This window comes from Cupriavidus sp. JZ107 (assembly GCF_053903255.1).
The window spans coordinates 1,637,246-1,662,188 of the sequence record NZ_CP096481.1; the positions used below are offsets into that span (position 1 = coordinate 1,637,246).

At 67.2% G+C, this 24,943-nt stretch carries 22 protein-coding genes; 18 read left to right on the forward strand and 4 right to left on the reverse strand.

Annotated elements, in window-relative coordinates; genetic code table 11:
- Positions 1–15: 15 nt before the first annotated feature.
- The 3 genes from M1D55_RS16815 to M1D55_RS16825 all read right to left on the reverse strand — a co-directional run bounded on the left by M1D55_RS16815 (position 16) and on the right by M1D55_RS16825 (position 2,821).
- On the reverse strand, positions 16–579 hold the full coding sequence (locus tag M1D55_RS16815) for a septation protein A (RefSeq protein ID WP_064573482.1): 564 nt from the start codon (positions 577–579) through the stop codon (positions 16–18).
- A 115-nt stretch (positions 580–694) separates the two neighbouring features.
- Positions 695–1,144, reverse strand: a complete 450-nt coding sequence (gene msrB, locus M1D55_RS16820) for a peptide-methionine (R)-S-oxide reductase MsrB (RefSeq protein WP_456282667.1) — start codon at positions 1,142–1,144, stop codon at positions 695–697.
- 66 nt (positions 1,145–1,210) lie between these two features.
- Positions 1,211–2,821: a protein adenylyltransferase SelO gene (locus M1D55_RS16825; RefSeq protein ID WP_456282668.1), complete on the reverse strand. Its 1,611-nt coding sequence runs from the start codon at positions 2,819–2,821 to the stop codon at positions 1,211–1,213.
- A gap of 454 nt (positions 2,822–3,275) precedes the next feature.
- Here M1D55_RS16825 and M1D55_RS16830 point away from each other — a divergent pair, with 454 nt between their 5' ends.
- The 18 genes from M1D55_RS16830 (at position 3,276) to M1D55_RS16915 (ending at position 24,120) form a co-directional block, all read left to right on the forward strand.
- The gene (locus M1D55_RS16830) at positions 3,276–4,901 is read left to right on the forward strand and encodes a 3-(methylthio)propionyl-CoA ligase (RefSeq protein WP_064573485.1); all 1,626 of its coding nucleotides are present in this window, start codon (positions 3,276–3,278) and stop codon (positions 4,899–4,901) included.
- A 166-nt stretch (positions 4,902–5,067) separates the two neighbouring features.
- A complete protein-coding gene (locus M1D55_RS16835) occupies positions 5,068–6,306 on the forward strand; it encodes a branched-chain amino acid ABC transporter substrate-binding protein (RefSeq protein ID WP_006576140.1) in 1,239 nt (412 codons plus the stop codon).
- A gap of 168 nt (positions 6,307–6,474) precedes the next feature.
- Entirely contained in the window at positions 6,475–7,422 is a 948-nt protein-coding gene (locus M1D55_RS16840) for a branched-chain amino acid ABC transporter permease (RefSeq protein WP_064573489.1), read from the forward strand.
- Positions 7,423–7,426: 4 nt separating this feature from the next.
- The gene (locus tag M1D55_RS16845; RefSeq protein WP_064573491.1) at positions 7,427–8,740 is read left to right on the forward strand and encodes a branched-chain amino acid ABC transporter permease; all 1,314 of its coding nucleotides are present in this window, start codon (positions 7,427–7,429) and stop codon (positions 8,738–8,740) included.
- Positions 8,737–9,543 carry an ABC transporter ATP-binding protein gene (locus M1D55_RS16850; protein ID WP_064573492.1) on the forward strand — a complete coding sequence of 269 codons (807 nt, stop codon included), beginning with the start codon at positions 8,737–8,739 and terminating at the stop codon, positions 9,541–9,543. The genes M1D55_RS16845 and M1D55_RS16850 overlap by 4 nt, the downstream gene beginning before the upstream one ends.
- Entirely contained in the window at positions 9,543–10,256 is a 714-nt protein-coding gene (locus tag M1D55_RS16855) for an ABC transporter ATP-binding protein (RefSeq protein WP_023263652.1), read from the forward strand. Before M1D55_RS16850 ends, M1D55_RS16855 begins: the two co-directional genes overlap by 1 nt.
- A 341-nt stretch (positions 10,257–10,597) precedes the next feature.
- Positions 10,598–12,679: a 3-hydroxyacyl-CoA dehydrogenase NAD-binding domain-containing protein gene (locus M1D55_RS16860; RefSeq protein WP_456282669.1), complete on the forward strand. Its 2,082-nt coding sequence runs from the start codon at positions 10,598–10,600 to the stop codon at positions 12,677–12,679.
- 38 nt (positions 12,680–12,717) lie between these two features.
- A complete protein-coding gene (gene pncA / locus M1D55_RS16865; RefSeq protein ID WP_064573823.1) occupies positions 12,718–13,353 on the forward strand; it encodes a bifunctional nicotinamidase/pyrazinamidase in 636 nt (211 codons plus the stop codon).
- Positions 13,354–13,434: 81 nt separating this feature from the next.
- Positions 13,435–14,613 carry an acetyl-CoA C-acyltransferase gene (locus M1D55_RS16870; RefSeq protein ID WP_053821888.1) on the forward strand — a complete coding sequence of 393 codons (1,179 nt, stop codon included), beginning with the start codon at positions 13,435–13,437 and terminating at the stop codon, positions 14,611–14,613.
- 99 nt (positions 14,614–14,712) lie between these two features.
- The gene (locus tag M1D55_RS16875; RefSeq protein ID WP_064573824.1) at positions 14,713–15,138 is read left to right on the forward strand and encodes a PaaI family thioesterase; all 426 of its coding nucleotides are present in this window, start codon (positions 14,713–14,715) and stop codon (positions 15,136–15,138) included.
- Positions 15,139–15,333: 195 nt separating this feature from the next.
- A complete protein-coding gene (locus M1D55_RS16880; protein WP_456282670.1) occupies positions 15,334–17,199 on the forward strand; it encodes an acyl-CoA dehydrogenase in 1,866 nt (621 codons plus the stop codon).
- 43 nt (positions 17,200–17,242) lie between these two features.
- Positions 17,243–18,025, forward strand: coding sequence for an SDR family oxidoreductase (locus M1D55_RS16885; protein WP_232205684.1), 783 nt, complete (start codon positions 17,243–17,245; stop codon positions 18,023–18,025).
- Between the two features lie 187 nt (positions 18,026–18,212).
- On the forward strand, positions 18,213–18,659 hold the full coding sequence (locus M1D55_RS16890; RefSeq protein ID WP_006577666.1) for a PaaI family thioesterase: 447 nt from the start codon (positions 18,213–18,215) through the stop codon (positions 18,657–18,659).
- A 185-nt stretch (positions 18,660–18,844) separates the two neighbouring features.
- Positions 18,845–20,110: a serine hydrolase domain-containing protein gene (locus M1D55_RS16895; protein WP_052511281.1), complete on the forward strand. Its 1,266-nt coding sequence runs from the start codon at positions 18,845–18,847 to the stop codon at positions 20,108–20,110.
- A gap of 76 nt (positions 20,111–20,186) precedes the next feature.
- A complete protein-coding gene (locus M1D55_RS16900; RefSeq protein WP_456282671.1) occupies positions 20,187–21,197 on the forward strand; it encodes an NADP-dependent oxidoreductase in 1,011 nt (336 codons plus the stop codon).
- A gap of 52 nt (positions 21,198–21,249) precedes the next feature.
- Positions 21,250–22,104, forward strand: a complete 855-nt coding sequence (locus M1D55_RS16905; RefSeq protein ID WP_064573499.1) for a class II aldolase/adducin family protein — start codon at positions 21,250–21,252, stop codon at positions 22,102–22,104.
- Positions 22,105–22,133: 29 nt separating this feature from the next.
- The gene (locus M1D55_RS16910; protein ID WP_064573501.1) at positions 22,134–23,036 is read left to right on the forward strand and encodes an SDR family oxidoreductase; all 903 of its coding nucleotides are present in this window, start codon (positions 22,134–22,136) and stop codon (positions 23,034–23,036) included.
- 166 nt (positions 23,037–23,202) lie between these two features.
- Complete coding sequence (locus M1D55_RS16915) at positions 23,203–24,120, forward strand: alpha/beta fold hydrolase (protein ID WP_064573505.1); 918 nt, start codon at positions 23,203–23,205, stop codon at positions 24,118–24,120.
- Between the two features lie 194 nt (positions 24,121–24,314).
- Here the strand turns inward: M1D55_RS16915 and M1D55_RS16920 are convergent, their stop codons facing one another.
- Positions 24,315–24,851, reverse strand: a complete 537-nt coding sequence (locus tag M1D55_RS16920) for an O-acetyl-ADP-ribose deacetylase (RefSeq protein WP_456282672.1) — start codon at positions 24,849–24,851, stop codon at positions 24,315–24,317.
- Positions 24,852–24,943: the final 92 nt, after the last annotated feature.

Here is a 24,943-nt window from a genome sequence, read left to right on the forward strand (position 1 = left end):
TTGCGATGCCCACGCTCAATCGCGGGCGCTTTCCTGCGCTTTTTCGGGCGCGTTTTCGTTCATATGGCGCGACAGCCAGAGGCTTTGGGCGACGATGAAGACCAGCATCAGGCCCATGCTGCCGAACAGCTTGAAGTTGACCCAGATGTCGGTCGAGAACTGGTAGGCCACCCACAGATTCAGCACGCCCATCACGGCGAAGAAGCCGGCCCAGGCGGTATTGAGGCGCCCCCAGACCGGCTCGGGCAGCTTGACGGACTTTTCCATCATGGCGCGGATCAGGTTCTTGCGCCAGATCGCGGCGGAGGCGAGCAGCGCGACCGCGAACAGCCAGTACAGCACGGTCGGCTTCCACTTGATGAAGGTCTCGTTGTGCAGCAGCAGCGTGGCGCCGCCGAACACCACGATGATCAGCAGGCTGATCCACTGCATCGGTTCGACCTTGCGGTGGCGCAGCCAGACCCAGCCGATCTGCACGATGGTGGCCGCGATGGCGACCGCGGTGGCGGCGAAGATGCCCGCCAGCTTGAAGGTGACGAAAAACAGGATGACCGGGAACAGGTCGAACAGAAATTTCATGCGGGTCCGTCGGGGAAGGCGATGCCGGCGGGCGGCATCGCGGAATCGTTATCGTGGGGTCTGGCCGCGGCGGGTCAGCGTGCGTTGGTCAGCGTGCGTTGGTCAGCGCTGCGGCTCAGCCAGGCGTGCCGGACTTGCCGGCGTGGCCAGCATCCTCGCCGGAGCCCGGTTCGGGTTCGCGGTCGTCGAATTTTAGCGCAGCCGAATTGATGCAATAGCGCAGGCCGGTCGGCGCCGGGCCATCCTCGAACACATGGCCCAGATGGCTGCCGCATTCCTTGCAGCGCACCTCGATGCGGACCATGCCGTGGCTGCGGTCGACGTGTTCGTCGATCACCTCACCGTTGATGGGCCGGAAGTAGCTGGGCCAGCCACAGCCGGCGTCGAACTTGGTAGTGGACTCGAACAGCGGCGTGCCGCAACCCACGCAGCGGTAGATGCCGGGGTCCCAGTGGTCCCAGTAGCGGCCGGTGAAGGCGCGTTCGGTGGCGGCCTCGCGCGCGACCCGGTATTCGATGTCGGACAGTTGCGCGCGCCATTCGGCTTCGGTCTTGTTGACGGGCATGATGCGGATCCTTGTGGGGGCGATCGGTGTTGGGTTCGATGGATCGGTTCGAGATGGGGACCGATATCAGGACGAACAGCTTACCTCGATACCGGACGCCCAGTCCGGCGGCAGCGCGGCATACGACTCGGCCTCGGGCTGCTCGTCGAATGGCCGTGACAGCACCGCCAGCAGCCGCTGCACCTCGCTGAAGTCCTTCTCCTTGGCGCGCTGGATCGCCACCTCGGCCAGATGGTTGCGCAGCACGTACTTCGGATTGACGGCCAGCATCGACGCCGCGCGGGCCGCGTCGTCCGAGTTCTCGGCACGCAGGCGGGCGCGGTAGCGTTCGGCCCACGCGTCCCAGCCGGCCCGGTCCATGAACAGGTCGCGCACCGGCGCGTCGCGGCTGCCGTCCGCCGAGGAGATGCGGGCGAGGTTGCGCCAGAACAAGGTGTAGTCGACCCGCTGGGTATGCAGCAGGCGGAACAGGTCGGTCAGCAGCGCCTCGTCGGCCGCGTGGTCGATATCGGCACTGGCCAGGCCCAGCTTGGCGCGGTACAGCTGGAAGAAGCGCTGCGCATAGCGGTCACGGAAGGGATCGAGGCCGGCGTGCGCGGCCTCGATCGCGGCCTCCTTGGCCGCTTCGGTCGGCGCCTGGCCGTCCTCCCGCTCGATCCACAGCGGCAGCAGCGCCTGCGCCAGGCAATGCAGGTTCCAGAAGCCGACCTGCGGCTGCTGGCTGTAGGCATAGCGGCCCTGGGTGTCCGAGTGATTGCAGATATGGTTGGCGTCGAAGGCGTCGAGAAAGCCGAACGGGCCGTAATCGATGGTCAGGCCGAGGATCGACATGTTGTCGGTGTTCATCACGCCATGGCAGAAGCCCACGGCCTGCCACTGGGCCATCAGGTCGGCGGTGCGCAGCGACACTTCGCGCAGCAGCGCCTGGTAGGGGCTGATGATCTCGCCGCCGGCGCTGTCGCGGCATTCCGGCATGAAGCGGTCGATGACGAAGTCGGCCAGCTGGCGCAGCGCCGCCACGTCGTCGTGCGCGGCGAAATGCTCGAAATGGCCGAAGCGGATAAAGGTGGGCGCCAGGCGCGAGACCACCGCGGCGGTCTCGATGGTCTCGCGGCGTACCGGCGCGTCGGAGCCGACGATCGACAGCGCGCGCGTGGTCGGGATGCCCAACGCGGCCATGGCCTCCGAGCACAGGTATTCGCGGATCGACGAGCGCAGCACGGCGCGGCCGTCGCCCATCCGCGAATACGGCGTCTTGCCCGAGCCCTTCAGCTGGATTTCCCACGGGCCGTTGGCGGTCTGCGCCTCGGCGATGCGGATCGCGCGGCCGTCGCCGAGCTGACCGGCCCAGACGCCGAACTGGTGGCCCGAGTAGACGGTGGCCAGCGGATCGGCCCAGTCCGGCACGCGGTTGCCGATGAAGATCTCGGCGAAGTCCGGCGGGAGCGGGTTGCCGGCACTGGCGCCGTCGCTCCATTGCCAGCCCAGCAGTTCCGCCGCGGCGGGCGCCACGGCCACCAGATATGGCGCGGGCAGCGGCGTGGGGCGCAGGCGCGTGAAGAAACGTTCGCCGAGCGCGGCAAACCCCGGCGCCACGGAGAAGGGCGGCTGCGTGCTGGTTGCAGGCGACGACGGGGCCGGTGTGGGGGAGACAGCTGAGGTCGGATCAGAGGACATGAGGTCGGGGCCTTGGCATCACGCGCCGGGCGCGAATGGTCGCGGAGGGTGGCTGGGGACCGGCGCGGTGCAACAGCCTGCAATCGGAGGCCTGCCTGGAAGTGCGCTTGCAGGCTAGGGAAAACGACATGTTGAGGTGCAACATGGCTGGCAGTATTGTACTTGCACGCCGCATTTTCCCTGGTCTGACCGCGGCGCCGCGGCCGGTGTTCCCGCTTGTTCACGCTTGCTCCTGCTTGTACCCGTCGCGCGGCGCGGCCATCACCGGCAGTCTTCCCGTCATGCCGCCCGCTTGCACGCCCGCAGTGCACCGGCGTAGTGCATCGATGGAAAGTGCGAGCGTGTCTGCCGACGCCTTCCGCTGGAAGGTTTTTGTCGGCCTAAAAAAAGAACGATTGTTCGCTTCTCGGCGTTGCCGCGGCGGACATCGCCACCGATAAAGGAGACCATTCCCATGGCATTGATGGGACAAATGATGGGCGCGCCGTTGCTCATTTCCTCCATCATCACCCACGCCGCCCGCCATTACGGCAGCACCGAAATCGTTTCGCGGCGCACCGAAGGGGATCTCCACCGCTATACCTACCGCGACTGCGAACTGCGCGCCCGCAAGCTGGCGCAGGCGCTGGGCAAGCTGGGCGTGCAGCCCGGCGAGCGGGTCGGCACGCTGGCGTGGAATGGCTACCGCCACCTCGAGATCTACTACGCGGTATCGGGCATGGGTTCGGTCTGCCACACGATCAACCCGCGGCTGTTCCCCGAGCAGTTGGCCTATATCGTCAATCACGCCGAAGACCGCTATGTATTCTTCGACCTGACCTTCCTGCCGCTGGTCGAGGGCCTGGCGCCGCATTGCCCGCAGGTCAAGGGCTGGGTGCTGATGAGCGACCGCGCGCACCTGCCGGCCGAATCGAAGCTGCCGCTGCTGTGCTACGAGGACCTGATCGAGGGCCAGGACGGCGACTACAGCTGGCCGAGCTTCGACGAGAACACCGCGTCGAGCCTTTGCTACACGTCCGGCACCACCGGCAATCCGAAGGGCGCCCTTTATTCGCATCGCTCGACGGTGCTGCATTCGTATGCGTCCGCCTTGCCCGACGCGCTGGGCTGCTCGGCCAAGGACGTGATCCTGCCGGTCGTGCCGATGTTCCACGTCAATGCCTGGGGCCTGCCGTACTCGGTGCCGCTGGTCGGCGCCAAGCTGGTATTCCCCGGCGCGAAGCTCGACGGCGCCTCGCTGTACGAGCTGTTCGAGCAGGAGCAGGTCACCTTTTCGGCGGGCGTGCCGACGGTCTGGCTCGGCCTGCTGCAGCATGTGCAGGCCAACCAGCTGCGCTTCTCCAGCTTCAAGCGCACGGTGATCGGCGGCTCGGCCGCGCCGCCGGCGATGATCAAGGCGCTGAACGCGCTCGATGTCGAGGTGATCCATGCCTGGGGCATGACCGAGATGTCGCCGCTGGGCACCACCTGCAAGCTGCTGAACAAGCATCTATCGCTGCCGCCGGAGCAGCAGCAGGCCATCCTGGAAAAGCAGGGCCGCGTCATCTACGGCGTCGACATGAAGATCGTCGACGGCGAGGGGCGCGAGCTGCCGTGGGACGGCAAGGCCTTTGGCGACCTGATGGTGCGCGGCCCCTGGATTATCGACCGCTATTACCGCAGCGACAGCTCGCCGCTGGCCGACGGCTGGTTCCCGACCGGCGATGTCGCCACCATCGATGCCGACGGCTATATGCAGATCACCGACCGCAGCAAGGACGTGATCAAGTCCGGCGGCGAATGGATTTCGTCGATCGACGTCGAGAACGTCGCCGCGGCGCATCCGGCGGTACATATGGCCGCCTGCATTTCGGTCCACCATCCCAAGTGGGACGAACGGCCGCTGCTGGTGGTGATGAAGAAGCCTGGCTCCGAGCTGACCCGCGAGGAGCTGCTGAGCTTCTTCGAGGGCAAGGTCGCCAAATGGTGGATCCCCGACGATGTGGCCTTTGTCGACGAGATCCCGCTGACGGCCACCGGCAAGATGCAGAAGCTGAAGCTGCGCGAGCAGTTCAAGGACTATCGGCTGCCGACGGCCTGAACCAGGGCCGTCGCAGGGCACGTGCAGCAGCCGGGGGCGTCTTTGATGGCGCCGCCGTAGAAGCAAACGGGACCATCGGGCAAGCCGCGAGACAGCATAAAAGCGGCAGCCCCGAGCGCCCGCTCATCACGATAGCCAACGAGAGAAAGAGAGAAGGAGACAAACCATGATCAGATTGCGTCCGCTCGTCGCCGGCGTGGCATTGATGGCTGCGCTCGGTTCGGGAGCCGCCGCGGCCGATACGGTGAAGATCGCGTTCATCGATCCGCTGTCGGGCCTGATGGCGCCGGTCGGCCAGAACCAGCTCAAGAGCTGGCAGTACGTCGCCGAGCTGGCCAATCAGAAGAACTGGGCCGGCGGGCACAAGTTCGAGGTCGTGGGATTCGACAACAAGCTGTCGCCGCAGGAAAGCCTGACGATCCTGAAGCAGGCCGTCGATCAGGGCATCCGCTACGTGGTGCAGGGCAACGGCTCGTCGGTCGGCCTGGCGCTGCAGGACGCGGTGGCCAAGCACAACGAGCGCAACCCCGGCAAGGAGATCATCTATCTGAACTATGCCGCGGTCGATCCGGACATGACCAACTCGAAATGCAACTATTGGCATTTCCGTCTGGACGCCAACTCCGACATGAAGATGGAGGCGCTGACCACCTATCTGGCGCAGGACCAGAACGTCAAGAAGGTCTATCTGATCAACCAGAACTACTCGTTCGGCCACCAGGTCGCGCGCGCCGCCAAGGAATACCTGAAGCGCAAGCGACCGGACATCCAGGTCGTCGGCGAGGACCTGCACCCGCTGGCGCAGGTCAAGGACTTCTCGCCCTACGTGGCCAAGATCAAGGCGGCCGGCGCCGATACCGTGATCACCGGCAACTGGGGCAGCGACCTCGCGCTGCTGATCAAGGCGGCCAAGGACGCCGGGCTGACCGCCAATTTCTACACCTATTACGCGGCCACCACCGGGGTGCCGACCGCGATGGGGGCGGCCGGAGCCGAGCGCGTGCGCTACGTCGGCTACTACAACCCGAACAACAAGGGCTTCCGCGGCTCGGAAGTGATCGAGGGCTACGAGAAGAAGTACAACGACGACTTCTACGTGATGGCCTCGTATACCGGCATCGCGATGCTCAGCCAGGCCTTCAAGAACGCCAAGTCGACCGATCCGGTCAAGGTGGCCAAGGCGCTCGAGGGCATGAAGGTCGAGAGCATGAACGGCACCGTCGAGATGCGCGCGACCGACCACCAGGCCCAGCAGCCGCTGACCATCGCGACCTGGACCAAGGTCGACGGCAAGGAAGTCAAGTACGACCAGGAAAACACCGGCTACGGCTGGAAGACCAACGCGGTGCTGGACGCGCATGTCGCCGCCCAGCCCACCTCCTGCCAGATGAAGCGTCCAGGCTGATCCCGGACGCGCCACACGCGGCGCGCCCGCGCGGCCTCTGACCGCCAGCGCCGGTGGTATGCTGCCGGCCCCTGGGGGCGCAGACACGGCCGCCGCGCCCGCCCTCGCTTCGCCTTCGCCGGACGGCGGCACTTGCCGCCGGCCCGGCGCCAGATGGAAGGACTGGCTGTGGAATTCTTCATCATCTCGCTGTTGAACGGCATCAGCTATGGGCTGCTGCTGTTCATGCTGTCGTCGGGCCTGACGCTGATCTTCAGCATGATGGGCGTGCTGAACTTCGCGCATGCGAGCTTCTACATGCTCGGCGCCTATTTCGCGTATTCGATCTCGACCAAGATCGGCTTCTGGCCGGCGTTGATCGCCGCGCCGCTGCTGGTGGCGTTCGCGGGCGCGCTGGTCGAGCGCTTCGGCCTGCGGGCGGTGCACAAGTACGGCCACGTCGCCGAACTGTTGTTCACCTTTGGCCTGGCCTACCTGATCGAGGAAGGCGTCAAGCTGGTCTGGGGCCTGGCGGCGGTGCCGTACCGGATTCCGGCCGAGCTCGACGGGCCGCTGTTTACCGTGTTCACCTCGGCCTTCCCCAAGTACCGCGCCTTCATGATGCTGGTGTCGCTGGCGATGCTGGTGGCGATCTACCTGGTGCTGACGCGCACCCGCATCGGGCTGGTGATCCAGGCCGCGCTGACGCATCCGGAGATGGTCGAGGCGCTGGGCCACAACGTGCCGCGCGTCTTCATGATGGTGTTCGGCGGCGGCGCCGCGCTGGCGGGCCTGGCCGGCGTGATCGGCGGCAATGCCTTCGTCACCGAGCCGTCGATGGCCGCCGCGGTCGGCTCGATCGTGTTCGTGGTGGCGGTGGTCGGCGGCATGGGCTCGCTGGTCGGGGCGTTCATCGCGTCGATCTTGATCGGGTTGCTGCAGACCTTCGCGGTCACCATCGACGCGTCGCTCGCCGGCATGTTCAATTCGCTGGGGCTGAACGTGACCAGCGAAACGCCGTTCTATTCGCTGTGGCGGCTGACGGTGGCGCAGGTCGCCCCGGTGCTGCCGTATCTGCTGCTGGTCGTGATGCTGATCTTCCGCCCGCGCGGCCTGATGGGAACCCGGGAGAGCTGACGCGATGGAATCGACGATGCAACGCACGCAAGACACCACGGTCACCGGCCGCACGATGCGCTACCGGCCGCTGAACCTGGGCCGCTGGGTGCTGTGGGGCACCACGGCGCTGCTGATGCTGGTGCTGCCGCTGATCTTTACCGGCGGGTTTGCGATCACGCTGATGTCGCAGATGGGCATCATGATCGTGTTCGCGCTGTCCTACAACATGCTGCTCGGCCAGACCGGCATGCTGTCGTTCGGGCACGCGGTCTACTCGGGCCTGGGCGCCTTCATCGCGGTCCATGTGCTGAACATGGCCGGCGCCGGCACCGTGTGGATGCCGGTGTCGCTGCTGCCGCTGGTCGGGGGACTCGCCGGTGCCTTCTTCGGCGTCATCTTTGGCTACGTGACGACCAAGAAGTCCGGCACCACCTTCGCGATGATCACGCTGGGCATCGGCGAAATGGTGTTCGCCAGCTCGCTGATGTTCCCGGAATTCTTCGGCGGCGAGGGCGGCATCTCGACCAACCGCGTGGTCGGCGAGCCGTTCCTGGGCATCACCTTCGGCCCCGGCCGGCAGGTCTACTACCTGATCGCGATCTGGTGCCTGCTGTCGATGGCCGCGATGTATGCGTGGACGCAGACGCCGCTCGGCCGCATCGCCAACGCGGTTCGCGACAACCCCGAGCGCGCCGAGTTCATCGGCTACAACACGCAGCGCGTGCGCTATCTGGTGCTGATCCTGTCGGCATTCTTCGCCGGTATCTCGGGCGCGCTGGCGGCGATCAACTTCGAGATCGTGTCGGCGGAGAACGTCAGCGCGGTGCGCTCCGGCGGCGTGCTGCTGGCCGCCTTCATCGGCGGCGCCGGCTTCTTCTTCGGGCCGATCGTCGGCGCGGTGGTGTTCGTGCTGTTCGCGGTCGCGCTGTCGGACCTGACCAAGGCGTGGCTGCTGTACCTGGGCCTGTTCTTCGTGCTGATGGTGATGTTCGTGCCGGGCGGGCTGGCCAGCCTGCTGATGATGCAGCTGCCGCTGGTGGCGCGCGGCAAGTTCCGTCAGATGCTGCCGTCCTACGGGCTGTGCGCCCTGGCCGGGGTGGTGCTGCTGGCGGCGATCATCCTGACGGTCGAGCTGGTCTACAAGGTGCAGGTCGATAGCGCGAATGGCACCGCGATGACGCTGTTCGGCATCGCGTTCGATGCCGGCACGCTGGCGCCGTGGGGCGTGGCGGCGGCGCTGTGGCTGGTCGGGCTGGCCGCATGGCGCTTCACGGTGGGGCAGGCGCGGCTGCGGTGGGACAAAGTGCAGGCGGAAATCGCGGGAGGAGCGGCATGAGGCGGGATACCACGGCGGCGCTGGAGCTGACCGATGTGCGCAAGCGCTTCGGCCAGACCGAGATCATCCGCGGCGTGACGCTGAACATTGCGCGCGGCGAGCGCCATGCGCTGATCGGCCCCAACGGCGCGGGCAAGTCCACTACCTTCAACCTGATCTCCGGCCGGTTCGCGCCGACCTCGGGATCGGTGCGGCTCAATGGCGAGGAGATCGGCGGGCTGCAGCCGTTCGTGATCAATCGCAAGGGGCTGTCGCGCAGCTTCCAGATCACCAATATCTTCCATCGGCTGACCGTATTCGAGAACCTGCGCTGCGCGGTGCTGTGGGCGCTCGGCTACAAGTACTCGTTCTGGCACCGGCTGTCCGAGCTGCGCGATGCGCGCGAACGGGCCGAGGAGGTGCTGGAGCTGATCGGCCTGCAGCATCGCCGCCATACGCAGTCGGGCCTGCTGACCTACGCCGAGCAGCGCGCGCTGGAGATCGGCATCACGATCGCGGGCGGCGCCGACGTGATCCTGCTGGACGAGCCGACCGCGGGCATGAGCCGCTCGGAATCCGACCATGCGGTCGAGCTGATCCGCAAGGTCACCGTGGGCAAGACGCTGGTGATGGTCGAGCACGACATGAGCGTGGTGTTCGGGCTGGCCGACCGCATCTCGGTGCTGGTCTACGGCGAGGTGATCGCCACCGGCACGCCGGAGGCCATCCGCAACGATCGCCGCGTCAAGGAAGCCTATCTGGGCACGACGCTGGACGAGGGCGAAGGCGAGGGCGCGGTGGGCGCAAGCGAGGGGGCGCACTGATGGGCAAGCGCATGCTGGAGGTGCAAGGGCTGCACGCCTACTACGGCAAGAGCCATATCCTGCATGGCGTCGATCTGCATATCGACGAGGGCGAGATCGTCGCGCTGCTGGGACGCAACGGGGTGGGGCGCTCGACGATGGCCAAGGCCATCCTCGGCATGGTCAAGGCCGAGGGCTCGGTACGCTTTCGCGGCGACGAGATCCTGGGGCGGCGTACCTTCGAGATCGCGCACCTCGGCGTCGGTTACGTGCCCGAGAATCGCGACATCTTTCCGACGCTGACGGTGCGCCAGAACCTGCTGCTGGGCGAGAAGCCGAACCCGCGCCAGAGCCGGCCGCGCTGGAGCACCGACGACATGTTCGCGCTGTTCCCGCGCCTGAAGGAGCGCGAGAACACGCCGGCCGGCGTCCTGTCGGGCGGCGAGCAGCAGATGCTGACGCTGTGCCGCACGCTGATGGGCGACCCCGACCTGGTGCTGATCGACGAGCCGACCGAGGGGCTCGCGCCGATGATCGTCGCCCAGGTTGCCGACTACCTGAAGGTGCTGAAGGAGCGCGGCGTGTCGGTGCTGCTGATCGAGCAGAAGCTGGCGATCGCGCTGGACATCTCGCAGCGCGTCTACGTGATGGGCCACGGGCACATCGTTTTCGAAGGGACGCCGGCCGAGCTGAAGGGCAATGCGCAGGTGCGCAAGGAGTGGTTGGAGGTTTGAGGGCCGGAACAGGCTGTTGAAGAGGCCGCTAAAGAGACTGCCAAAGAGGCTGTTAAGCAGGGTGTTATCGACCGCTTCCGTTTCGACCATGCATGCCATGAAGGCGTGCCATGCAGCCCCCGCATGGCGCGCTTTTTTGTGTCTGCGGCGGCGAATTTCTCCTCCAAAATAGAAATTGAACGACCGTTCTATTTTGTGTATGCTTGTTTCGCTCGCCTCCCCGGACGGCCGGCTCGCGCCTACTATTCCCGAGGCGCACCGCGATGCCGATGGCGCAGCCGAAGTAAAACAATATTCGAGAATTCGAATCCCGAGACAACCAAGACACCAAAGGAACCAGCATGACAGCGCAGTATCAGGTTCAGGACGGCATCGCCGTCATCACGCTCGACAATCCCCCTGTCAACGGCCTGGGTCACAGCACCCGGCTTGGCATCGTCGAAGGCATGACCCGTGCGCTGGACGATGCCGCGGTCAAGGCGGTCGTCATCACCGGCGCCGGCAAGGCGTTCTCGGGCGGCGCCGATATCCGCGAGTTCAATACGCCGAAGGCGACGCAGGAGCCGACGCTGCATTCGGTGATCAAGGTGATCGAGAATTCGACCAAGCCGGTCGTCGCCGCGGTGCATTCGGTGGCGATGGGTGGCGGCCTGGAACTGGCGCTGGGTTGCAACTACCGCGTCGCTTCGAAGGGCGCGCAGATCGCGCTGCCCGAAGTCAAGTTGGGCATCCTGCCGGGTGCCGGCGGCACGCAGCGCCTGCCGCGCGTGATCGGCCTGGAGGCCGCGCTGAACATGATCGTGACCGGCAATCCGGTGCTGTCGGAGAAGTTCGCCGGCACCAAGCTGTTCGACGAGATCGTCGATGGCGACGTGCTGCCCGCGGCGATCGCCTTCGCCCGCAATGCGGCGTCCGCGTCGGGCCCGCACCCCAAGGTGCGCGACCTGAAGGTGCGCCATGAAAACGCAGAGGGCTTCCTCGCCTTCGCCAAGAATACCGTCGCCACCGTGGCGAAGAACTTCCCCGCGCCGGGCAAGTGCGTCGAGGCGGTGGCCGCTTCGCTGAAGCCCTTCGACGAGGGCCTGCGCCTGGAGCGCGAAGGCTTCATGTTCCTGGTCAATACGCCGGAATCGCGCGCGCTGCGCCACGCCTTCTTCGGCGAGCGCGCCGCCAGCAAGATCCCCGACGTGCCGTCGGACACGCCGACCCGCAAGATCGAGAAGGTTGCCGTGATCGGCGCCGGCACCATGGGCGGCGGCATCTCGATGAACTTCCTGAACGCGGGCATCCCCGTCACCGTTCTGGAGACCAAGCAGGAAGCGCTGGACCGCGGCGTGGCGACGATCCGCCGCAACTACGAGAACAGCGCGAAGAAGGGCAAGCTGACGCAGGAGAAGGTCGAGCAGCGCATGGGCCTGCTGTCGACCACGCTGTCCTATGACGACATCAAGGACGCCGACCTGATCATCGAGGCGGTGTTCGAGGAAATGGGCGTCAAGGAAACCGTCTTCAAGAAGCTGGACGAGGTTGCCAAGCCCGGCGCGATCCTGGCCTCGAACACCTCGACGCTCGACGTCAACAAGATCGCCTCGTTCACCAGGCGTCCGCAGGACGTGGTCGGCATGCACTTCTTCAGCCCGGCCAACGTGATGAAGCTGCTGGAAGTGGTGCGCGGCGACAAGACCGGCAAGGACGTGCTGGCCACGGTCATGCAGGTCGCCAAGAAGATCAAGAAGACCGCGGTGGTGTCGGGCGTCTGCGACGGCTTCATCGGCAACCGGATGATCGAGCAGTACAGCCGCCAGGCCGGCTATCTGCTGGACGAGGGCGCGCTGCCCGAGCAGGTCGACAAGGCGATCGAGAAGTTCGGCTTCGCGATGGGCCCGTTCCGCATGGGCGACCTGGCCGGCAACGACATCGGCTGGGCGATCCGCAAGCGCCGCGCGGTCGAGAAGCCGGACATCCAGTATTCGAAGACCGCCGATCTGCTGTGCGAGATGGGACGCTTCGGCCAGAAGACCGGCGCGGGCTGGTACGACTACAAGCCGGGCGACCGCAAGCCGTATCCGAACCAGCAGGTCAACGAGATGATCGTCCAGCATTCCAAGGATCTGGGCATCACGCGCCGCAAGATCTCGGACGAGGAGATCGTCGAGCGTCTGGTGTACGCGCTGGTCAATGAAGGCGCGAAGATTCTCGAGGAAGGCATTGCCTCGAAGGCCTCGGACATCGACATGGTCTACCTGACCGGCTACGGCTTCCCGCTGCATCGCGGCGGCCCGATGCTGTATGCGGACCAGGTCGGCCTGTACAACGTGCTGCTGTCGATGCAGCGCTATGCCAAGGGCTACCACGGCGAAGCGTGGGAGCCGGCGCCGCTGCTCAAGAAGCTGGCCGCCGAGGGCAAGGGCTTCAACGGCTGAGCGGCGAACGGCACGGCACCGACGCAATGGACGCGACCATGCAACGACGCTTCGGCAACAGCGATTGCCTGCTGGTGATCGATGTGCAGAACGACTTCATGCCCGGTGGCGCGCTCGCCGTGCCCGAAGGCGACCAGGTCGTGCCGGTGATCAACCGGCTGGCCGAGGCGTTCACGCATGTGGTGCTGACGCAGGACTGGCACCCGGCCGACCACGTGTCGTTCGCGGCCAACCATGCCGGCGCGGCGCCGTTCCAGACCACCACGCTGCCGTATGGCGAGCAGGTGCTCTGGCCCGCGCACTGCGTGCAGGGGCAACCGGGGGCCGAGCTGCATCCGCAACTGGCGGTGCCGCACGCGCGGCTGGTGATCCGCAAGGGTCATCATCGCGAGGTCGACAGCTATTCCGCCTTTGTCGAGGCGGATCGCACGACCCCGACCGGGCTGGCCGGCTATCTGCGCGAGCATGGCGTGCGCCGCGTGATTTGCGTCGGCCTGGCGACCGACTACTGCGTGGCCTGGAGCGCGCTGGACGCGCGCGCGGCGGGCTTCGATGCGGTGGTGGTCGAGGACGCCTGCCGCGCGATCGACCTGAACGGATCGCTGGACGCCGCTTGGGCGAGCCTCGCCGAGGCGGGCGTCGGCAGGGTGCGTGCCGCCGAGCTGCTGAGCTGAGATGGCCCGTGCGACAGCGCATGGGCACCGAGACATCGAGACATCGATACACCAGACACCGAGAATACTGAGGAGCAACAAATGAACGAGGCAGTGATCGTATCGACCGCACGGACCGGTCTGGCCAAGAGCTGGAAGGGCGGCTTCAACATGACGCACGGCGCCACCCTCGGCGGCCATGTGGTCCAGCACGCGATCGCGCGGGCCAACATCGAGCCGGGCGAGGTCGAGGACGTGCTGATGGGCTGCGCCAACCCCGAAGGCGCGACCGGTGCCAACATCGCACGCCAGATCGCGCTGCGCGCCGGCTGCCCGGTGACGGTGCCGGGCGCCACGGTGAACCGCTTCTGCTCGTCGGGCCTGCAGACCATCGCGATGGCCGCGCAGCGCGTGATCGCGGACGAGGGCGACATCTTCGTCGCCGGCGGGGTGGAGAGCATCTCCTGCGTGCAGCAGGAAATGAACCGCCACATGATCCAGGAAGGCTGGCTGGTCAAGAACAAGCCCGAGATCTACTGGAGCATGCTGCAGACCGCGGAGAACGTCGCCAAGCGCTACAACATCCCGCGCGAGCGCCAGGACGAATACGGCGTGCAAAGCCAGATGCGCGCGGCGGCAGCCCAGGAGGCCGGCAAGTTCAACGACGAGATCGTGCCGCTGACGGTGCTGGCCGGCGTGGCGGACAAGGCCACCGGGCAGCTGGTGACGCGCGAGGTCACGGTCTCGGCCGACGAGGGCATCCGTCCGGATACCACCTACGAAGGCGTGTCGAAGATCCGCACGGCGATGCCGGGCGGCGTGATCGCGGCCGGCAATGCGTCGCAGTTCTCGGACGGCGCCTCGGCGGCGGTGGTGATGAGCGCCAAGCTGGCGGAGCAGCGCGGCCTGAAGCCGCTGGGCGCCTTCCGCGGCTTCGCGGTGGCCGGCTGCGAGCCCGATGAAATGGGCATCGGCCCGGTGTTCGCCGTGCCCAAGCTGCTGAAGAAGGCCGGCCTGAAGGTCGAGGACATCGGCCTGTGGGAGCTGAACGAGGCGTTCGCCGTGCAGGTGCTGTACTGCGCCGACACGCTGGGCATTCCGATGGACCGCCTGAACGTCAACGGCGGGGCGATCGCGGTGGGCCACCCGTACGGCGTGTCGGGCGCTCGCCTGGTCGGCCATGCGCTGATCGAAGGCAAGCGCCGCGGCGTCAAGTACGTGGTCGTCACCATGTGCATCGGGGGCGGCCAGGGCGCGGCAGGCCTGTTCGAGGTGCTGTAAGCGCAGGCCGCGGTGTCTTCCGCTTCGTCCACCACACCGTCCACCGCACCGGCCGCCGGCTCCGCCGAGGCATCGTCCGAGCGTGGCCAGCCGCGTGACCTGGGCCAGCCGGGCGACCTGCTGGCCCACGGCCGCGCGATCCTCGCCGAGCAGCCGTTCTCGGTGCTGCTCGGCGCGGAGCTGACCCTGCTGACGCCGCAGCGTGCCGAGCTGCAATTGCCGCTGCGGCAACCGTTGAAGCAGCAGCATGGCTTCGCCCACGGCGGCGTGGTCAGCTATCTGGCCGACAATGCGCTGACCTATGCCGGCGGCGCCGCGATGGCGGCGCCGGTGGTGACCTCGGAATACAAGATCAACTACGTTCGCCCCGCGTTGGGCGAGCGCCTGATCGCGCGCGCCGAGTGCATCAGCCGCGGGCGGCAGCAGGCCGTGGTCCGTTGCGATGTCTTCGCCGTCCGGGACGGCGAGGAAAAGCTGTGCGCGGTCGCGCAGGGCACCATTGCACGGATGGGCGAGGCGGGCTGAGCGGTTTTTTTGTTGGGATGGGGCGGCTTGCCCTCTCCCCGGCCCTCTCCCGCAGGCGGGAGAGGGAGAACACCGGCGGGCTTTGACATGCCATCGGTCTGCTCCCCTCTCCCGCTCGCGGGAGAGGGGCCGGGGGAGAGGGCAACCCACGCCCGCATCCCCAATCCATTCCCATCCCAAGGAGCGGCAATCGCCATGTCGTTGATCCTTTCCCGCCGCGACCTCGATTTTCTGCTCTACGAGTGGCTCGATGTCGAAACGCTGACGCGCATCCCGCGCTATGCCGACCACTCGCGCGAGACCTTCGATGCCGCGCTCGATACCTGCGAGAAGATCGCCACCGATCTGTTCGCGCCGCACAACAAGAAGAACGACCAGCAGGAACCGCATTTCGACGGCGAGACCGTCACCATCATTCCCGAGGTCAAGACCGCGCTGAAGGCGTTTTGCGAGGCCGGCCTGATGGCGGCCGGGCAGGACTACGAACTGGGCGGCATGCAGCTGCCGGTGGTGGTCGAGAAGGCCGGCTTCGCGTATTTCAAGGGCGCCAACGTCGGCACCAGCTCCTATCCGTTCCTGACCATCGGCAACGCCAATCTGCTGCTGACGCACGGCACGCCGGCGCAGATCGAGACATTCGTCAAGCCGGAACTGGAAGGGCGCTTCTTCGGCACCATGTGCCTGTCCGAGCCGCAGGCCGGCTCGTCGCTGTCGGACATCACCACGCGCGCCGAGTACGAGGGCGAATCGCCGCTGGGCGCGCAATACCGGCTGCGCGGCAACAAGATGTGGATCTCGGCCGGCGAGCACGAGGTGTCCGACAACATCGTCCATCTGGTGCTGGCCAAGATCCCCGGCCCGGACGGCAAGCTGATTCCCGGCGTCAAGGGCATCTCGCTGTTCATCGTGCCCAAGTTCCTGGTCAATGCCGACGGCTCGCTCGGCGAGCGCAACGATGTGGTGCTGGCCGGCCTGAACCACAAGATGGGCTATCGCGGCACCACCAACTGCCTGCTGAACTTCGGCGAGGGCACGCGCTACCGTCCCGGCGGCAAGGCGGGCGCGATCGGCTATCTGGTCGGCGAGCCGCACCACGGCCTGGCCTGCATGTTCCACATGATGAACGAGGCCCGCATCGGCGTCGGCCTCGGGGCGGTGATGCTCGGCTATACCGGCTATCTGCACGCGCTGGACTACGCGCGCAACCGGCCGCAGGGCCGGCCGGTGGGCCCCGGCGGCAAGGACCCGTCGAGCCCGCAGGTCAGGCTGGTCGAGCATGCCGACGTGCGCCGCATGCTGCTGGCGCAGAAGAGCTACGTCGAGGGCGGGCTCGCGCTGAACCTGTACTGCGCGCGGCTGGTCGACGAGGAGCGCGCCGCCGCCACGGCCGGCGATACCGCGGAACATCAGCGCCTCGCCTTGCTGCTCGACATCCTGACCCCGATCGCCAAGAGCTGGCCGTCGCAATGGTGCCTGGAGGCCAACAGCCTGGCGATCCAGGTGCACGGCGGCTACGGCTATACGCGCGAGTACAACGTCGAGCAGTTCTATCGCGACAACCGGCTGAACCCGATCCACGAAGGCACGCACGGCATCCAGGGACTGGACCTGCTCGGGCGCAAGGTCGTGATGAAGGACGGCGCCGCGTTCAAGGCGCTGGGGCAGGTGGTGCAGGGGACGATCGAGCGCGCGATGGCTAGCGGCGACGCGGCGCTGGGCACGCATGCCCGCGCGCTGGCCGCGCGCGTCGCGCGGCTGGCCGACGTCACGGCCCAACTGTGGGCGGCCGGCGATCCGGCGGTCACGCTGGCCAATGCCTCGGTCTACCTCGAAGCGTTCGGCCACGTGGTGGTCGCCTGGATCTGGCTGGAGCAGGCGATGCTGGCGCACACCGCGCTGGCGGCGCGGCCGTCGGGCCATGCGGACGCGGACTTCTATCGCGGCAAGCTGGCGGCGGCGGACTATTTCTTCCGCTGGGAATTGCCGAAGGTCGGACCGCAGCTGGATCTGCTGGCGTCGCTGGACCGCACCACGCTGGACATGCAGGACGCCTGGTTCTAGCCGGCGCACCCGGCCCCGCAGCACCGAATAACGAGGAGACACCATGAAGACCATCGCTGAATTGTTCGACTTGAAAGGGCGCACCGCGCTGATCACCGGCGGCTCGCGCGGGCTCGGCCTGCAGATCGCCGAGGCGCTGGGCGAGCAGGGCGCGCGGCTGGTGCTGTCCGCGCGCAAGGCCGATGAGTTGAAGGCGGCGCAGGAACACCTGAAGGCGCGCGGCATCGAGGCCGACTGGATCGCCGCCGATGGCTCGCGCGACGACGAGATCGCGCGGCTGGCCGACGAGACGCTGGCGCGCCTGGGCCACGTCGACATCCTGGTCAACAATGCCGGCGCAACCTGGGGCGCGCCCGCCGAGGACCATCCGGTCGAGGCCTGGGACAAGGTGATGAACCTGAACGTGCGCGGCCTGTTCCTGCTGACGCAGCGCATTGGCAAGCAATCGATGATTCCGCGCCGCTATGGCCGCATCATCAACGTCGCGTCGATCGCGGGGCTCGCCGGCAATCCGCCGGGCACGATGGAGACGATCGCCTACAACACGTCCAAGGGCGCGGTGGTCAATTTCACGCGCACGCTGGCGGCCGAATGGGGCGAGCACAACATCACCGTCAACGCGCTGGCGCCGGGCTTCTTCCCGTCGAAGATGACGCAGGGCTCGCTGGCGCGGCTTGGCGTCGACAAGATGTGCGAGGGTGTGCCGCTGCATCGCCTCGGCGACGACGAGGACCTGAAGGGCGCGGCGCTGCTGTTCGCGACGGAGGCGGGCAAGCACATTACCGGGCAGATCCTGGCGGTGGATGGGGGCGTCAGCGCGGTTTGAGATTGTGTGCGCTGAGACCACCCCTCTCCCCAGCCCTCTCCCCATGAGGGGAGAGGGAGAACACCATCGGCGATTCGATGGTTCTTTTCCCTCTCCCGCTTGCGGCAGAGGGATCGAGGGAGAGGGCAAAGTAGCGCATCCCGACCGACACCCAGGCCATCGCCACCACCCTAAGGACCATCACACCATGACCGAGCCGCGCAAAGGCTTCCCGATCCCGATCCCCTTCGTCGATAACCTCGGCCTGCGCTGCACGCACATGGGCGGCGGCGTCAGCGAACTCGAGCTCGACATCGAGCAACGCCATCACAACGGTTGGGAAATGGCGCATGGCGGCGTGCTGATGACGCTGCTCGACGTCGCGATGGCGGTGGCCTGCCGGTCGGCCGATACCGAGGACGGCCGCGGCGTGGTGACGATCGAGATGAAGACCAGCTTCATGGCGCCAGGGCGTGGCACGCTGATTGCGCGCGGCGACTGCGTGCATCGCACCACGTCGATGGCGTTCTGCGAGGCGGAAATCGTCGACGCCGACGGCAAGCTGGTGGCGCGCAGCTCCGGCACGTTCAAGTACGTGCGCCGCTCGCCGCCGCAGCGCGCCGACACCGCGGCGGATACCGGCGCCGACGGCTGACGCTGCCCGCGCCGGGTACCGCGGCACCAAGCAATCCGCACCAACCGAATCCAAAGAGAAAAACAAATGGAGACACCATGCAGGCCTTTCGACGCGGGCGCACGCGCCTTCGCCGCAGCTTCCCCCGTATTGTTCCCGGTTTCGCTCCCACCGCGTTGTCCGTCGCGGCCGCGCTGCTGACCGCCATGACGAATCCCACGCAAGCACAGACCCCGCCGGCACGCACCTACGCCGATGCCGCCGCGACCGATCCCATCACGCTGGGATGGATGCAGGGCTTTCCGCCGGCGCCGGACAAGGTCATCAGCTTCAGCGGCAAGAGCAACGGTTTCCCACGGCACCGCTGGACCTTCTCGCATGTGCGCGAGCTGGTGCCGACCGTTTCGGTCTGGCGCGGCCCGGGCCCGGTCTCGGCACTGCCACGCGCCGAGCGCGATATCGGCGGCGTTCCGTTCGTCGATGCCGATGGCACGCGCCGCACCTTCGCCGACATGCTGGCGCTGACCTATACCGACGGCATCCTGGTGATGCACAAGGGCAAGGTCGTCTACGAGAAATACTTCGGCGCGCTGCAGCCACAGCTGCCGCACGCCGCGTTCTCGATCACCAAGAGCTTCGTCGGCACGCTGGCGGCGATGCTCGCCGTCGAGGGCAAGCTGGACCCGAGCGCGCCGGTCACGCGCTACGTGCCGGAGCTCGCCGACACCGCCTATGGTGACGCCACCGTGCGCCAGGTGATGGACATGACGATCGGCGTCAGATTCTCAGAGGACTACGCCGATCCGAAGGCCGAGGTCAACGACTATGCGCGCGCCGGCGGCATGATCCCGCGCGCGCCCGACTATGCGGGCCCGCGTACCTTCTACGAGTTCCTGACCACGCTGCGCAAGGAGGGCGAGCACGACCGCGCCTTCGCCTACAAGACCGTCAATGCCGAGGTGCTGGCGTGGATCGTCCAGCGCGCATCGGGCGTGCCGCTGCCGAAGCTGATGTCCGACAAGCTGTGGCAGCCGCTCGGCGCCGAGGAGGACGCCTACTTCACCGTCGACAGCATCGGCACGCCGGGCGGCGGCGGGGCGATCAGCACCACGCTGCGCGACCTGGCCCGCTTCGGCGAGGCGATGCGCAACGACGGGCGCTTCAACGGCCGCCAGGTGATCCCCGGCGCGGTGGTGGCCGAGATCCGCGGCGGCGGCGACCGCGCGAAGTTCGCCAAATCGGTCTATGCTCATCTGCCTGGCTGGAGCTATCGCGACATGTGGTGGGTCTCGCACGACGATCACGGCGTGTTCGAGGCGCGCGGCATCTTCGGCCAGCGCATCCATGTCGACCCGAAGGCCGAGATGACCATCGTGCGCTATGCCTCGCACCCGATCGCCGGCAATGCCGCGAATGACCCGATCACGCTGCGCGCCTATCGTGCGCTGGCGCTCGCGCTGATGCAGCGCTGAGCGGCTGGGTCGACACCAAACCCGACGCCAACATCGAAGTCCAACGTCCCACGACTCCCTGACAAAGGAACCGCCCATGTCCGATACCTACAAGCGCATCGTCCTCGCCTCCCGTCCCAGCGGCGCCGTCTCGCCGGACAACTTCCGGCTCGAGCAGGTGCCGGTGCCCGAGCTGGCCGACGGCCAGGTGCTGGTCCGCAACCACTATCTGTCGCTCGATCCGTACATGCGCGGCCGCATGAACGAAGGCAAGTCCTACGCGACACCACAGCCGCTGGACGAGGTGATGATCGGCGGCACCGTCGGCGAGGTGGTGGCCTCGCGCAATCCGAAGTACGCGGTCGGCGACAAGGTGCTGGGCATGTTCGGCTGGCAGGAGATGGGCGTCAGCGACGGCAGCGGCATGCAGAAGGTCGACACCAGCAAGATCCCGCTGTCGGCCTATCTGGGCGCGGTCGGCATGCCCGGCGTCACCGCCTGGTACGGCCTGAACCGCATCATCGCGCCGAAGGCGGGCGAGACCGTGGTGGTCAGCGCGGCCTCGGGCGCGGTGGGCAGCGTGGTCGGGCAGCTGGCCAAGATGGCCGGGTGCCGCGCGGTCGGCATCGCCGGCGGCAAGGAGAAGTGCGACTACGTGGTCAACGAGCTGGGCTTCGATGCCTGCGTCGACTACAAGGCCGCGTCCGACCCGAAGGCGCTGTACGCGATGCTGAAGGAAGCCACGCCGCAGGGCGTCGACGGCTACTTCGAGAACGTCGGCGGCGAGATCCTCGATGCCGTGCTGTCGCGGATGAACGCGTTCGGCCGCATCGCGGTGTGCGGCATGATCGCCGGCTATGACGGCGAGCCGCTGCCGATGAAGAACCCGCAGCTGATCCTGGTGTCGCGGCTGAAGATCGAGGGCTTCATCGTTTCCGAGCACATGGACGTATGGCCGCAGGCGCTGTCCGAGCTCGGCGGCGCGGTGGCGCAGGGCAAGCTGAAGTTCCGCGAGAGCGTGGCGCAGGGGCTGGAGAGCGCGCCCGAGGCCTTCATGGGCCTGCTCAAGGGCAAGAACTTCGGCAAGCAGCTGGTCAAGCTGATCTGATCGGCCGGCTCCTTCTCCGCTCTTTCCCCGCCCTTTAATGCAGGAGACCGCGATGAACGCTCCCATCCAGGCACCGCAGCGTGCCGGCCGCGCCGACGAGATCGGCGCCGATCTGCCCGAGGAAATCAAGGCCAAGTACCGCGTGTTGCCGCGTCCGCCGCGCTTCGAGACCCACGCCGAGGAGCGCCTGCACCGCAAGCAGCGGCTCGCGGCGGCCTTCCGGCTGTTCTCGAAGTTCGGTTTCGACGAGGGCGTGGCCGGTCATATCACCGCGCGCGACCCCGAGTTTACGGACACCTTCTGGGTCAACCCGTTCGGCGTCCACTTCAGCCAGGTCAAGGTGTCGAACCTGATCCGCTGCGACCACCACGGCAACGTGGTCGAGGGCGATCACCCGGTCAACGCCGCCGCCTTCGCGATCCATTCGCGTGTGCACCAGACCCGCGAGGACGCAGTCGCAGCCGCGCATTCGCACAGCACCTACGGGCGCGCCTGGTCGACGCTGGGCCGGCCGCTCGATCCGCTGACGCAGGACGTCTGCGCGTTCTACCAGGACCACGCGGTCTACGATGACTTCGGCGGTGTGGTGGTCGAGCTCGACGAGGGCCAGCGCATCGCCAATGCGCTGGGGCCCAACAAGGCCGTGATCCTGCAGAACCACGGTCTGCTGACCGTGGGCCGCACGGTCGACGAAGCGGCCTGGTGGTTCATCACGATGGAGCGCTCGTGCCAGGTGCAGCTGCTGGCCGAGGCGGCCGCGGCGCGCACCGGCGGCGCGCCGAAGACGATCTCGGACGCGGCGGCGCGCCAGGCGTACTCGATCGTCGGCACCGCCCAGGCCGGCTGGTTCCAGTTCCAGCCGCTGTACGCGCGCATCGTCAAGGAACAGCCCGACCTGCTCGACTGACGCGCGAAGGGGACCACCAGGAGACCACGATGAAACAGTTCCAGGAAAGGGTGGCCGTGATCACCGGCGGCGCGTCGGGATTCGGCAAGGAATTCGCGCGCCTTGGCGCGGCGCTCGGCATGCGGCTGGTGCTGGCCGACGTCCAGCAGGATGCGCTCGATGCGACCGTGGCCGAACTGCGCGGGCAGGGCGCCCGCGTGATCGGGCTGCGCGTCGACGTCTCGCAGGCCGAGCAGGTGCAGGCGCTGGCCGATGCCGCGATCGAGGCGTTCGGCGAGGTCAACCTGCTGTTCAACAATGCCGGCGTCGGCGCCGGCGGGCTGGTCTGGGAGAACTCGCAGAAGGACTGGGACTGGGTGCTCGGCGTCAACCTGCACGGCGTGATCCACGGCGTGCGCATCTTCACGCCGCTGATGCTCGAGGCGGCCGCGCGCGATGCCTCGTACGAAGGCCATATCGTCAATACCGCATCGATGGCGGGGCTGCTGAACCCGCCGGCGATGGGCATCTACAACGTGTCCAAGCACGCGGTGGTGTCGCTGTCCGAGTCGCTGTACCAGGACCTGGCGCTGGTGACCGAACAGGTGCATTGCTCGCTGCTGTGCCCGTATTTCGTGCCGACCGGCATTCACCAGTCGCACCGCAATCGCCCGGCGGACCTGAGCAACGAGGCGCCGCCGACGCGCTCGCAGCTGGTTGCCCAAGCGCTGTCGGACAAGGCCGTCACGTCGGGCAAGGTAAGCGCGGAGGACGTGGCGCGGATGACCTTCGACGCGATCCGCGAGCAGCGCTTCTACATCTATTCGCATCCGCACGCGCTGGCGCCGGTGCAGCAGCGTTTCGAGGACATCGTCGGGCAGCGCAATCCCGGCGACCCGTTCGCCGGCAAGCCGCAGGTGCGCGACGAGCTGGTGGCGGCGCTGCGCGGCTGAGGCAGGCGCTTCGCGCCGCAGGCATGGAGCGTGCATGCCGTTCCATTGACGACCACGCTCGTCGCCCGCGAAGGCGGGGCCCAGTGACTTTCTCCGCGTCGCCGGGAGCCACTGGGTCCCCGCCTTCGCGGGGACGACGGCATTTGCACCACACAGAGAGGAGACCATGAGCACATCGGCAGTGATCCATCATCTGCAGTACGCCTCGCTGCCGAATGGCACGCGGCTGCACTATGCCAGCGCGGGGCAGCGCGGCAAGCCGTTGATGCTCTTTGTCCATGGCTTCCCCGAGTTCTGGTACGCGTGGGAGGCCCAGCTCGCCGAATTCGGCCAGACCCATTTCGCGGTTGCGCCGGATTTGCGCGGCTTCAATCTGTCGAGCAAGCCGGCCGCGGTCGAGGCCTACAAGCCGCGCCATCTGGTCGAGGATCTGGTCCAGTTCATCGCGGCGCTGGGCTATGACCGCTGCGTGGTGGTGGCGCACGACTGGGGCGGGGCGGTGTGCTGGAACCTGGCGATCCAGTATCCGTCGCTGGTGCAGCAGCTGGTCATCGTCAACGCGCCGCACCCGTATCTGTTCGCCCGGGCGCTGGCCGAGGATCCGCGGCAGCAGGCGGCATCGGCCTATATGAACTGGCTGCGCAAGCCGGGCTGCGAGGAGGTGCTGGCGGCCGACAACCATGCGAAGCTGGCCGCCTTGCTGTCGGGCGGCGACGCGCCGCCCGACTGGTTCAGCGGCGACACGCGCGACAAGTATCTGGCCGCGTGGTCGCAGCCGGGCGAGGGCGGTTCGCATCCGCTGACCGGCAGCGTCAACTACTATCGCGCCTCGCCGCTGCATCCGCCGGCGCCGGGCGAGCCGCCGCCCGATCTGTCGCGCCTCGATCCGGAGGCCTTCGTCGTGCGCGTGCCGACGCTGGTGATCTGGGGCGAGAACGATCGCGCGCTGCCGAAGTCGCTGGTCGACGGGCTCGACCGCTTCGTGCCACAGCTGCGGCTCGAACGGATTCCCGAAGGCACCCACTGGGTCGTGCACGAGCAGCCGGAGCGGATCAATCTATTGATTCGGAGCGCGTTGGGGTAGCGGGATGGGGTAGGGTGGCGAGCGCCGCTGCCCTCTCCCCCGACCCCTCTCCCGCAAGCGGGAGAGGGGAGTTCGGTTTGCGGGCACAAGTGGTGTCGCGGGCGTTCTTGCATTGCCGGGTGTTGGCTCCCCTCTCCCGCGAGCGGGAGAGGGGTTGGGGGAGAGGGCAAGCAGCGCCCGCCATCCCGCCACCGTCAAAGCCCGCCAAACGCCCCCAGCCGCTCCCGATACAGCCGGTAGTTCTCGTCGTCGAAGCAGACGAAGGTCACCTGTTCGATCGTGTCGGCGTCGGCCAGCGCCTCGCGCACCGCGGCGATCGCGATATCGGCGGCACGTTCGCGCGGAAAGCCGTAGACCCCGGTGCTGATATTGGGGAACGCCAGCGTGCGCAGCCGATGCTCGGCCGCGCGCTTGATGCTGCTGCGATAGGCGCTGGCCAGCAACGCGTCCTCGTTGTCGTTGCCCCCGCGCCAGACCGGGCCGACCGCGTGGATCACATAGGGCGCCGGCAGCAGGCCGCCGGTCGTGATCACCGCCTCGCCGGTCGGGCAGCCGCCCTCGCGATCGCGGATCTCGCGGCAGGCCGCCATGATCGCCGGACCGCCGGCGCCGTGGATCGCGCCATCGACGCCGCCTCCGCCCAGCAGCCCGCTGTTGGCCGCGTTGACGATGGCATCGACCTCCATCCGCGTGATATCGCCGTGCACCACCTGCAAGTGTTCGCCAGCCATGCCTGCCTCCTTGCGCCCGATGCGGGTGGCATCGGATCGAGCCTTACACGATTGCGCCCTACACCGACTGCGTCTTACATCCACTGCGGCTT

Excerpts from the sequence above, each read along its gene's own strand:
- M1D55_RS16920 (WP_456282672.1), bottom strand. The coding sequence starts at position 24,851 with ATGGCTGGCGAACACTTGCAGGTGGTGCACGGCGATATCACGCGGATG.
- M1D55_RS16880 (WP_456282670.1), top strand. The coding sequence starts at position 15,334 with ATGTCGTTGATCCTTTCCCGCCGCGACCTCGATTTTCTGCTCTACGAG.
- M1D55_RS16905 (WP_064573499.1), top strand. The coding sequence starts at position 21,250 with ATGAACGCTCCCATCCAGGCACCGCAGCGTGCCGGCCGCGCCGACGAG.
- M1D55_RS16850 (WP_064573492.1), top strand. The coding sequence starts at position 8,737 with ATGAGGCGGGATACCACGGCGGCGCTGGAGCTGACCGATGTGCGCAAG.
- M1D55_RS16895 (WP_052511281.1), top strand. The coding sequence starts at position 18,845 with ATGACGAATCCCACGCAAGCACAGACCCCGCCGGCACGCACCTACGCC.
- M1D55_RS16815 (WP_064573482.1), bottom strand. The coding sequence starts at position 579 with ATGAAATTTCTGTTCGACCTGTTCCCGGTCATCCTGTTTTTCGTCACC.
- pncA (WP_064573823.1), top strand. The coding sequence starts at position 12,718 with ATGCAACGACGCTTCGGCAACAGCGATTGCCTGCTGGTGATCGATGTG.
- M1D55_RS16855 (WP_023263652.1), top strand. The coding sequence starts at position 9,543 with ATGGGCAAGCGCATGCTGGAGGTGCAAGGGCTGCACGCCTACTACGGC.
- msrB (WP_456282667.1), bottom strand. The coding sequence starts at position 1,144 with ATGCCCGTCAACAAGACCGAAGCCGAATGGCGCGCGCAACTGTCCGAC.
- M1D55_RS16900 (WP_456282671.1), top strand. The coding sequence starts at position 20,187 with ATGTCCGATACCTACAAGCGCATCGTCCTCGCCTCCCGTCCCAGCGGC.
- M1D55_RS16890 (WP_006577666.1), top strand. The coding sequence starts at position 18,213 with ATGACCGAGCCGCGCAAAGGCTTCCCGATCCCGATCCCCTTCGTCGAT.
- M1D55_RS16835 (WP_006576140.1), top strand. The coding sequence starts at position 5,068 with ATGATCAGATTGCGTCCGCTCGTCGCCGGCGTGGCATTGATGGCTGCG.
- M1D55_RS16885 (WP_232205684.1), top strand. The coding sequence starts at position 17,243 with ATGAAGACCATCGCTGAATTGTTCGACTTGAAAGGGCGCACCGCGCTG.
- M1D55_RS16845 (WP_064573491.1), top strand. The coding sequence starts at position 7,427 with ATGGAATCGACGATGCAACGCACGCAAGACACCACGGTCACCGGCCGC.
- M1D55_RS16915 (WP_064573505.1), top strand. The coding sequence starts at position 23,203 with ATGAGCACATCGGCAGTGATCCATCATCTGCAGTACGCCTCGCTGCCG.
- M1D55_RS16870 (WP_053821888.1), top strand. The coding sequence starts at position 13,435 with ATGAACGAGGCAGTGATCGTATCGACCGCACGGACCGGTCTGGCCAAG.
- M1D55_RS16910 (WP_064573501.1), top strand. The coding sequence starts at position 22,134 with ATGAAACAGTTCCAGGAAAGGGTGGCCGTGATCACCGGCGGCGCGTCG.
- M1D55_RS16825 (WP_456282668.1), bottom strand. The coding sequence starts at position 2,821 with ATGTCCTCTGATCCGACCTCAGCTGTCTCCCCCACACCGGCCCCGTCG.
- M1D55_RS16860 (WP_456282669.1), top strand. The coding sequence starts at position 10,598 with ATGACAGCGCAGTATCAGGTTCAGGACGGCATCGCCGTCATCACGCTC.
- M1D55_RS16830 (WP_064573485.1), top strand. The coding sequence starts at position 3,276 with ATGGCATTGATGGGACAAATGATGGGCGCGCCGTTGCTCATTTCCTCC.